Origin of the sequence: Cryobacterium sp. Sr8 (assembly GCF_004403225.1) — a bacterium.
GTDB classification, from domain to species: Bacteria; Actinomycetota; Actinomycetes; order Actinomycetales; family Microbacteriaceae; genus Cryobacterium; species Cryobacterium psychrotolerans.
This window is the reverse complement of sequence record NZ_SOHO01000058.1, coordinates 95283-102398: the sequence shown is the minus strand read 5'-3', so window position 1 is coordinate 102398 and position 7116 is coordinate 95283. Positions and strand designations below refer to the sequence as shown.

The following is a 7116-nucleotide window of genomic DNA, read 5'->3' as shown; positions in this document are numbered from 1 at the left end:
CTTCGTGAGTTGCTTTAGTCGGTACTCACTGACCATCCCACGGTGGCTCTTTACGTTGACGGAGCAACGCTCAACAGCGGGAAACCACACCACTCACGGGGACGCAACCTGGAAATGGACTTGGAACCCCGCTGCGTCCAGTGCCGTCACACATACCTTGAGATCCTCGGGATCGATGAATGAAAGGCCGAGATTCTCCGTCACGTCGCCGTGAGCATCCCGGTAGGGCTGGCTCATGGCGGCCGTGAAGTTCTCTGGCACGCCATCCACCATGATCTTGACGGCCGACGCGCGGAAGTGCCCGGATGGATCAGCGTCGCGGATTCGTGCTCGTCGATCGATGATTTCGGGAAGTTGCTCGAGCCCTCGACCTCGCTCCCACCAGATCGCAGCGATGGTGCGCATGGTCAGCTCGCCCCGGGCGACCGCATCGAGGTAAGTCATGGTTGCGTCTTCCATTCCGAGGCCGCGCCCCAAGAGCGCATCCTGCCAGGAGGTGACGCCGAAGCTGTGCAGATACTCCTGCGCCCGCAAGAGTCCGCGGTCGGCGAGGTCGCCCGTTGCAGACGGTGCGAAGCGGCCGACCAGATCCATCGCACCTTCATGGAGCGTGCCGCTTGGCTCGCCTCCCTGGGTGCGCTCAATGCGTCCGTCGATGGGATCCGGGGTTTCCGCTGTGACACCGGCGAGCCCAAGTGCACGGGAGTTGACCCACATGCCGTGGTGATCCCGGTTCATGAGGGCGACAGGCCTGCCCGGGATGACAGCGTCAAGCAGGTCTCGGGTCGGCGTCCCGCCGGCAAAGAACTCCATCGACCAACCGGCGCCCATGATCCACTCTGCGTGTGGGTGCGCACGGGCGTAGTCAGCGATCAACCGGAGGCAGTCTTCTGCATCTTTCGCGCCGGTGAGATCGCACTGCAACAGTTCGATTCCCCCGGCGACGGGATGGATGTGAGCATCCTGAAATCCTGGCAACAACAGGCGGCCTGTGAGCGGAACGACGTCCGTGTTTTCTCCCACGAGCGCCGCGATGTCCTCTGCGGCCCCCACCGCCATGATTCGACCGTCCGCTACCGCGACATCGGCGCGGACCGGGGCGTCCTGAGGCGCCGAGAAAATCCAGCCGTCAACGAATACGATGTCTGCGAAGTCAGCCATCAGAGACTGCCTCGCACATGGCGATCGAGTATCTCTGCTGCGGCCTCGCGTCCACTCCGTAGCGCACCCTCCATCAAGCCCGCGAAATCTCCTCCGAGGTACTCCCCCGCGAAATGCAGGGGTCCAATGGGTCTCCCCAGGTCGTCCACGTCTTGTTCTGCGCATTCAGTTCCGTGCGCAGAATACGCACCTCTGGCCCACGGGTCATTCGACCACGTGGTGAGAAGGGCGCCTTCGCTGACCAAAGGCATGTCGGGCTGGGTTTCCTTCACACGTGCAACCCAAGCGTCCGGTCCGTCTCGAACGTCGAGCCGATCCAAGGCCGTGGCTGAGCCAGCGAAGCAATTCAGAACTGCTGGTACGCGCCCGGTGCCATCGATAGCGGTCCAGGACCAATATCGGTCGGGAACACTCATGACGGCGCTCGTGGGGACCGAACGCGCCAAGGGGATATGGAGCTTCGCAGCGTCACCGTAGGCGCTCCGAGCCAGGGCGTCCAGCTTCCACCTCGGAAGCGCGGGTGAGATGGATAACTCGCTCACCAGCGGCAGCGGAATGGCGAGCACGACGTGGTCGGCACGATATGTGTCAAGGTCGGTTAGGACCTCGCAGGTTCCGCCCTCAGCCACTATCGCTCTGACCGGGGTGTTGAGATGCAGGCGATCACCGAGTCGCCCGGCGAGGGCCTGCGCCAGACCCTGGTTCCCTCCTGCGATGCGATGGCTGGGCAGAGGAGACAGGGATGCCACATGTCCCAGGACACTGCTGTCGAGGAATTCTGCCTCAAGAGCGCAGGAAATCTCGACCCGGCATCGTATGGCCTCGGCGAGATCCGTAGACACCGTGAGGTTAGACAGCACGTCGCTGATCGACAAGCGTTCGTCCCCGCCAATGGCGTCGGTCAGCCTTGACCCGGCCGCGACCATCGCGGCGGAATCGACTTCCCCGGCGCCGCGGGGTTCGCGAAGGTAATAGCTCATTCCCGTGTCGACCAGGCTCAGACCCAATTCGGCGACATAGCTGCGAAGAAGGTCGTATCCGCGAAGAATGAATTCCGCGCCGCGCTCGACAATAACGCTCTGCCCGTCGGGCAGGGGCAGCGATTCCGACCAGACCCGCCCTCCGACCCGGTCGCGCGCCTCAAAGACCTGGACGTCGTGCCCGGCATCCATCAACTCGCTCGCCGCAGCCAATCCGGCCAATCCCGCCCCGACGATAGCTACCCGCACGACGGCTCCACGGGGCTCAGCGCAGTTCAGCAATGGGCTCGGGCTCGGTCGCGGCCCCCACGAGGACATAGGTCTTGCGGATCGTCTCGTGAATGACCCAAGTACCGCGCCACCCAATCGGGAGCACAAGAAGTGAGCCGGCTGCAAGGCGAACGCTCGTCCCGTCGTCACCATGCACCGTGGCGGTTCCGCTCAGGATTTGGCAAACCTCGGTGCAGGTGTCGCGCACAGCGGTGAACTCGCCCGGCTCGCATTCCCAAACCCCGGTTGAGGTGTGGGGGCCGGCCACCCACAGGCTGAGCGTCGATTCCATCTGACCTGTTCGGCTTGTGGGTTTGGACTGTGGTTGCGGGAGGGCCACAGTATTTGCCATCACGTGACGCAGACTGACGGTCTCGGAGCCGGTCTTCGCGCTGGCCAGGGCTTCGTTTTCGCTCACGATATTTCCTTTCCCTAATCGGCGTTGCTCTTGATGGGCAGTTCAGCGGCCCGTGATCATATTCGCAAAACGTGCGATCTTGCTGGTGCCCGGCAGGTCCCGTTCGTATTCACGACGGTCAGCTTCGCGATAGAGCGTGTACATGGCTTGCACACCCAGCCAACGCAAAGGTTCAGGCTCCCACGGGCGAACGCGACGCCCGACCCACGGGAGTCGGGTGAGTTCGGTGTCACGGCGGAGCACGAGGTCGGCGAGGGTCCGACCGGCAAGGTTGGTGGTAGTCAACCCACTGCCCACGTAGCCCCCCGCGGTGCCGAGACCAGTTTCCTGGTCGAGTTCAATCGTCGCGCACCAGTCACGGGGTACACCCAGGACACCGCTCCAGGCTTGAGCGATTGGAACGTCACTTGCTGCGGGAAACATGCCGTGGAGCAAGTCAGTCAGAGCGCGGATCGTCCAGCCCTGGGTCTCACCATTGTCATCGGTGCGGGACCCATACCGATACGGGATGCCACGGCCACCGAGGGCGATTCGATTATCCGCGGTGCGCTGGGCATACATGTACGCGTGAGCTGCGTCTCCGAGCAGCTCTCCACTTGCCCACCCGATCTGGGACATCACCGATTCCGGTAGAGGGTCGGTGATGATCATCGAGGAATTCATCGGCAACCACGTGCGCCGTTCACCTTCGATGCTTGGAGTGAATCCCTCCAGGCAGCGAAGAACGATCGGCGCTCGGACTATCCCCCGGTCCGAGTGGACAGTCTGAGGCTTGATCTCTCGCACCGTCGTCTGTTCATAGATGGAGACTCCAAGCCGCTCCACTGCGGCGGCGAGACCCCGCACGAGCTTGGCCGGTTGGACGCGGGCGCAGTGAGGGCTGTAAGTGGCACCTCGGGAACCTTCAACGACGATTCGGGCGTCCAGTTCAGCGCGACTCAGGAGAACAAAGTCGTCCGCTCCCGCGCCCCAAAGTTTTTCATACTCGAGGCTCTCCTGCAGCCGGCCAAGCTGCGCACTGTTGCGGGCGACATGAAGAAGTCCGTCCTTGACAATGTCGGCGTCGATGTTCTCGGCCCGTGCGACTTCGATCACCTCATCCACCGCGCCTCGCATGGCGCGCAGCAAGTCGACAACGCCCTGATGTCCGTGGGTCGACGCGTAGGCAGAGCGTGATCCTGCGAGCTCTGAAGAAAGCCAGCCGCCGTTTCTGCCAGACGCACCGAATCCTGCGAATTCCTTCTCAAGGATGACGATTCGCAGATCGGGCTGCTCGCGTTTCAGGTAGTAGGCGGTCCACAGCCCGGTGAACCCAGCCCCGACGATGCAGATGTCGGCTTCCAGGTTGCCAGGAAGCGGAGCACGGTACGCGGGGATTTCGGTGCTGGAGTACCAGAACGAAACGCCGCCGTTTGGGATCGCACGCTCGGCCTGCCGAGAGTCATGCTTGATGCTGGTCATTGATGCACTCCTGTTTCTGTGGACGGCTAGTGCGATGCGAAGACGGAAACTTGGTCGTCGGCGGCCAACTGTGGCCTATCGGGGCTCTCATTACTTGTGAGGACAACGGCGTCTTCGGCGCGGAAAGTGAGCCACACGAGGTCCCCGGGGCGATTCGCCGTGACATCACCCGCGGATTCGCGGACGAGGACTTTACTTCCGTCGCCCAGTTCAACCTCAAGCTTGCGTGAGTTGCCAAGGTAGATTTCCTGAAGGATGCGCCCCCGAACCGCGTTGCCGCTCGGCGCCGTCCCGTCGATTGACTGCACTCGAATCCGCTCGGGACGCACGACCAGAGCGGCGGGCGCGCCGGTGCGCGCGTCACCCCGGTGCGCATGCAAAGTCCTATCTAAACAAAACACCCCCTTCCCCGCTCCATGGTCGACAGCCAGACCGTGGAACAGGGACGATTCACCGACGAATTGTGCGACAAAAATCGTGCTCGGACGCTCGTAGAGGTCTTGGGCGCTGCCCACCTGCTCGATCTTTCCCTGGTTGAACACCGCAATGCGGTCTGAAAGAACGAGGGCTTCGTCCTGGTCATGTGTGACGTATACAAAGGTGGTCCCGAGCTCCGCATGGATCCGCTTGATCTCCAGCTGCAGGGAGTCGCGAAGCTTCTTGTCCAATGCCCCGAGTGGTTCATCCATTAGCAGCACTCGCGGGCTGTAAACGATCGCGCGCGCGAGGGCGACGCGCTGCTGCTGCCCTCCGGACAATTGCCGCGGCATGCGGTGGGAGAGATTGGACAGGCCGACCTTGTTCAATGCATCCGCGACAAGGCGCCCTCGCTCGGATTTGGGCAGTCTGCGCTGGCGAAGCGGATACGCAACATTGTCGCCCACCGACATGTGAGGGAACAGCGCGTAGTGCTGGAACACCATTCCCATGTTCCGTTTGTGGGGCGGAAGGGCGTAGACGGGCTTGCCATCGACGAGGATTTCGCCTTCGGTGACGTCCACAAACCCGGCGATCATGTTGAGTGTCGTCGTCTTGCCCGAACCGCTGGGCCCCAGCAGGGTGAGAAACTCGCCAGGCTCTGCGTTGAGGTCAATGGCGTCTACGGCCGTTGCCTCACCGTAACGCTTTGTCAGCTTATTGAGGGTGATGGCAGCACCCTGCGAGATCGAACTATCGGACACGATTCCTCCGAGCGATGTAGAGAGTTATGGTCAGCGTGAGAACGGTCGTCAATCCCAGGATGAGGGTAGCGGCCGCCGCTATCGTCGGGTCGGTGTCCCGCGTGACGGAGGCGTACATCTTCACTGGGAGGGTTTGAAGATACGGACTCTGAATAAAAAGGGACAAGACGACTTCGTCGAAGCTGGTGACGAAGGCAAACAGGGCACCCGAGATAACACCGGGCGCAACGAGCGGCAACGTGACCTGTCGGAACGTGGTCCAGCGATTCGCTCCGCACATAGCCGCGGCGCTCTCGAGGCGACGGTCGAAACCGTTCAGGCTCGCCGTAACGGGGATGATGACGAACGGCAGAGCGAGCACACTGTGCGCAATGACAAAGCCAAGAGTTGTTCCCAGCAGGTTTGCGCGGAGGAACAGCGCGTACAGCCCGACTGCGACGACGATCACCGGGGCAATCATGGGAGCGAGAAGTATCGCATTCACGGTCTGTTGGCCACGGAATGCCGATCGGGTCAGAGCTGCAGCAGCAGCTGTGCCGGTGATGGTCGCGACGATCGCAACAAGCGCCCCCACCTGCAAACTGGACGCGAGGGCTCCAACCCAGCTTGGGTCCTGGAAGAAGTTCGTGTACCAGCGCGTCGACCAGCCGGTCGGCGGAAAGGAGAAGGATGGTTTGTCGGTCAGGCTGAGCGGGATGACGATCAACGAAGGAGCAGCCAGCCACAGCGCCACCAGAGCGCAGAACAACCACAAGGCGCCCTTCCACATCCGTGCCGCGGGCTTTCTCATCAGCGCACCCCCTTGATCGTGCTGGTTGAACGCCCAATGACGAGCCCCAGGATTGCGAGGATCGCGAGCGTGATCACAATTAGCACGACCCCCATGGTCCCGGCGCGACCCCATTGCAGCAGCCCGTTCACCTGAGTGAATATCTGTTGGCTGATCAGCGAGTTCCCTGGAGACCCCAGCAGCGCCGGGGTCACGTAAAAGCCCAGGCTGCTAATGAACACGATCAGCGAACCGGCGCCCACCCCAGGTAAGGACAATGGCAGCCAAATCCGAAAAAAGGACGTAATCGGGCCGGCGCCAAGGCTCGAAGAAGCCAGAATCAGGCGGCGATCGATATTTGTCATTACCGCGTACAGCGGCAAGACGAAGAATGGCAGCAGGACCTGACTCATGCCGATAACGACGCCCAGGTTGGTCCTGATGAGTGGGATCTGGCCCAGACCGACTGTTGCGAGGAGGGATTGAATAGGCCCGTGATCCTGAAGCAGTATCACCCAGGCGAACGTGCGAACCATCAAGCTGGTCCAGAAGGGCACGAGGACCAGCAAGGTCAGCACAGCTCGCAGCTTCGGCCCTGCTGCAACCATGGCGTAGGCGTATGGATATCCCAGCAGCAGGCAGACGACTGTCACGTTGACAGCAGTCGTGAACGTGCGCAGCAGTATCCGCTGCTGCACAGCGTCTCCCAGGTACCACGCGAAGTTGTCAAACCCAACCGAGGGGTCCGTAAACGCATACCACAGCATGATGACCAGCGGGACGATGAACCCGATCATTAGCAATAGCCCTGCGGGGACGAGCAAGCCCAGGCGGCCCCACCTCTTCGATGGGGCCGCTTGGCCGATGACCGTGTCA

At 62.0% G+C, this 7116-nt stretch carries 7 protein-coding genes; all 7 read right to left on the bottom strand.

Annotated features, from left to right (window positions below; genetic code table 11):
• Positions 1-93: 93 nt before the first annotated feature.
• The 7 genes from E3T54_RS12250 to E3T54_RS12220 are packed head-to-tail and all read right to left on the bottom strand — an operon-like array spanning position 94 to position 7037.
• The gene (locus E3T54_RS12250; protein WP_134475926.1) at positions 94-1161 is read right to left on the bottom strand and encodes an amidohydrolase; all 1068 of its coding nucleotides are present in this window, start codon (positions 1159-1161) and stop codon (positions 94-96) included.
• A complete protein-coding gene (locus E3T54_RS12245; RefSeq protein WP_304992071.1) occupies positions 1161-2390 on the bottom strand; it encodes an NAD(P)/FAD-dependent oxidoreductase in 1230 nt (409 codons plus the stop codon). The genes E3T54_RS12250 and E3T54_RS12245 overlap by 1 nt, the downstream gene beginning before the upstream one ends.
• Before the next feature lie 16 nt (positions 2391-2406).
• Positions 2407-2829 carry a cupin domain-containing protein gene (locus E3T54_RS12240; protein ID WP_241977205.1) on the bottom strand — a complete coding sequence of 141 codons (423 nt, stop codon included), beginning with the start codon at positions 2827-2829 and terminating at the stop codon, positions 2407-2409.
• A 42-nt stretch (positions 2830-2871) separates the two neighbouring features.
• Complete coding sequence (locus E3T54_RS12235; RefSeq protein WP_134475924.1) at positions 2872-4290, bottom strand: FAD-binding oxidoreductase; 1419 nt, start codon at positions 4288-4290, stop codon at positions 2872-2874.
• Positions 4291-4316: 26 nt separating this feature from the next.
• On the bottom strand, positions 4317-5471 hold the full coding sequence (locus E3T54_RS12230) for an ABC transporter ATP-binding protein (RefSeq protein WP_134475923.1): 1155 nt from the start codon (positions 5469-5471) through the stop codon (positions 4317-4319).
• The gene (locus E3T54_RS12225) at positions 5461-6261 is read right to left on the bottom strand and encodes an ABC transporter permease (protein ID WP_134475922.1); all 801 of its coding nucleotides are present in this window, start codon (positions 6259-6261) and stop codon (positions 5461-5463) included. Before E3T54_RS12225 ends, E3T54_RS12230 begins: the two co-directional genes overlap by 11 nt.
• Positions 6261-7037 (bottom strand): ABC transporter permease, encoded by a 777-nt coding sequence (locus E3T54_RS12220; RefSeq protein ID WP_241977204.1) that lies wholly within the window; start codon positions 7035-7037, stop codon positions 6261-6263. Before E3T54_RS12220 ends, E3T54_RS12225 begins: the two co-directional genes overlap by 1 nt.
• Positions 7038-7116: the final 79 nt, after the last annotated feature.

Coding starts and splice junctions, on each gene's coding strand:
- E3T54_RS12250 (WP_134475926.1), bottom strand. CDS start 1,161: ATGGCTGACTTCGCAGACATCGTATTCGTTGACGGCTGGATTTTCTCG.
- E3T54_RS12235 (WP_134475924.1), bottom strand. CDS start 4,290: ATGACCAGCATCAAGCATGACTCTCGGCAGGCCGAGCGTGCGATCCCA.
- E3T54_RS12225 (WP_134475922.1), bottom strand. CDS start 6,261: ATGAGAAAGCCCGCGGCACGGATGTGGAAGGGCGCCTTGTGGTTGTTC.
- E3T54_RS12220 (WP_241977204.1), bottom strand. CDS start 7,037: ATGATCGGGTTCATCGTCCCGCTGGTCATCATGCTGTGGTATGCGTTT.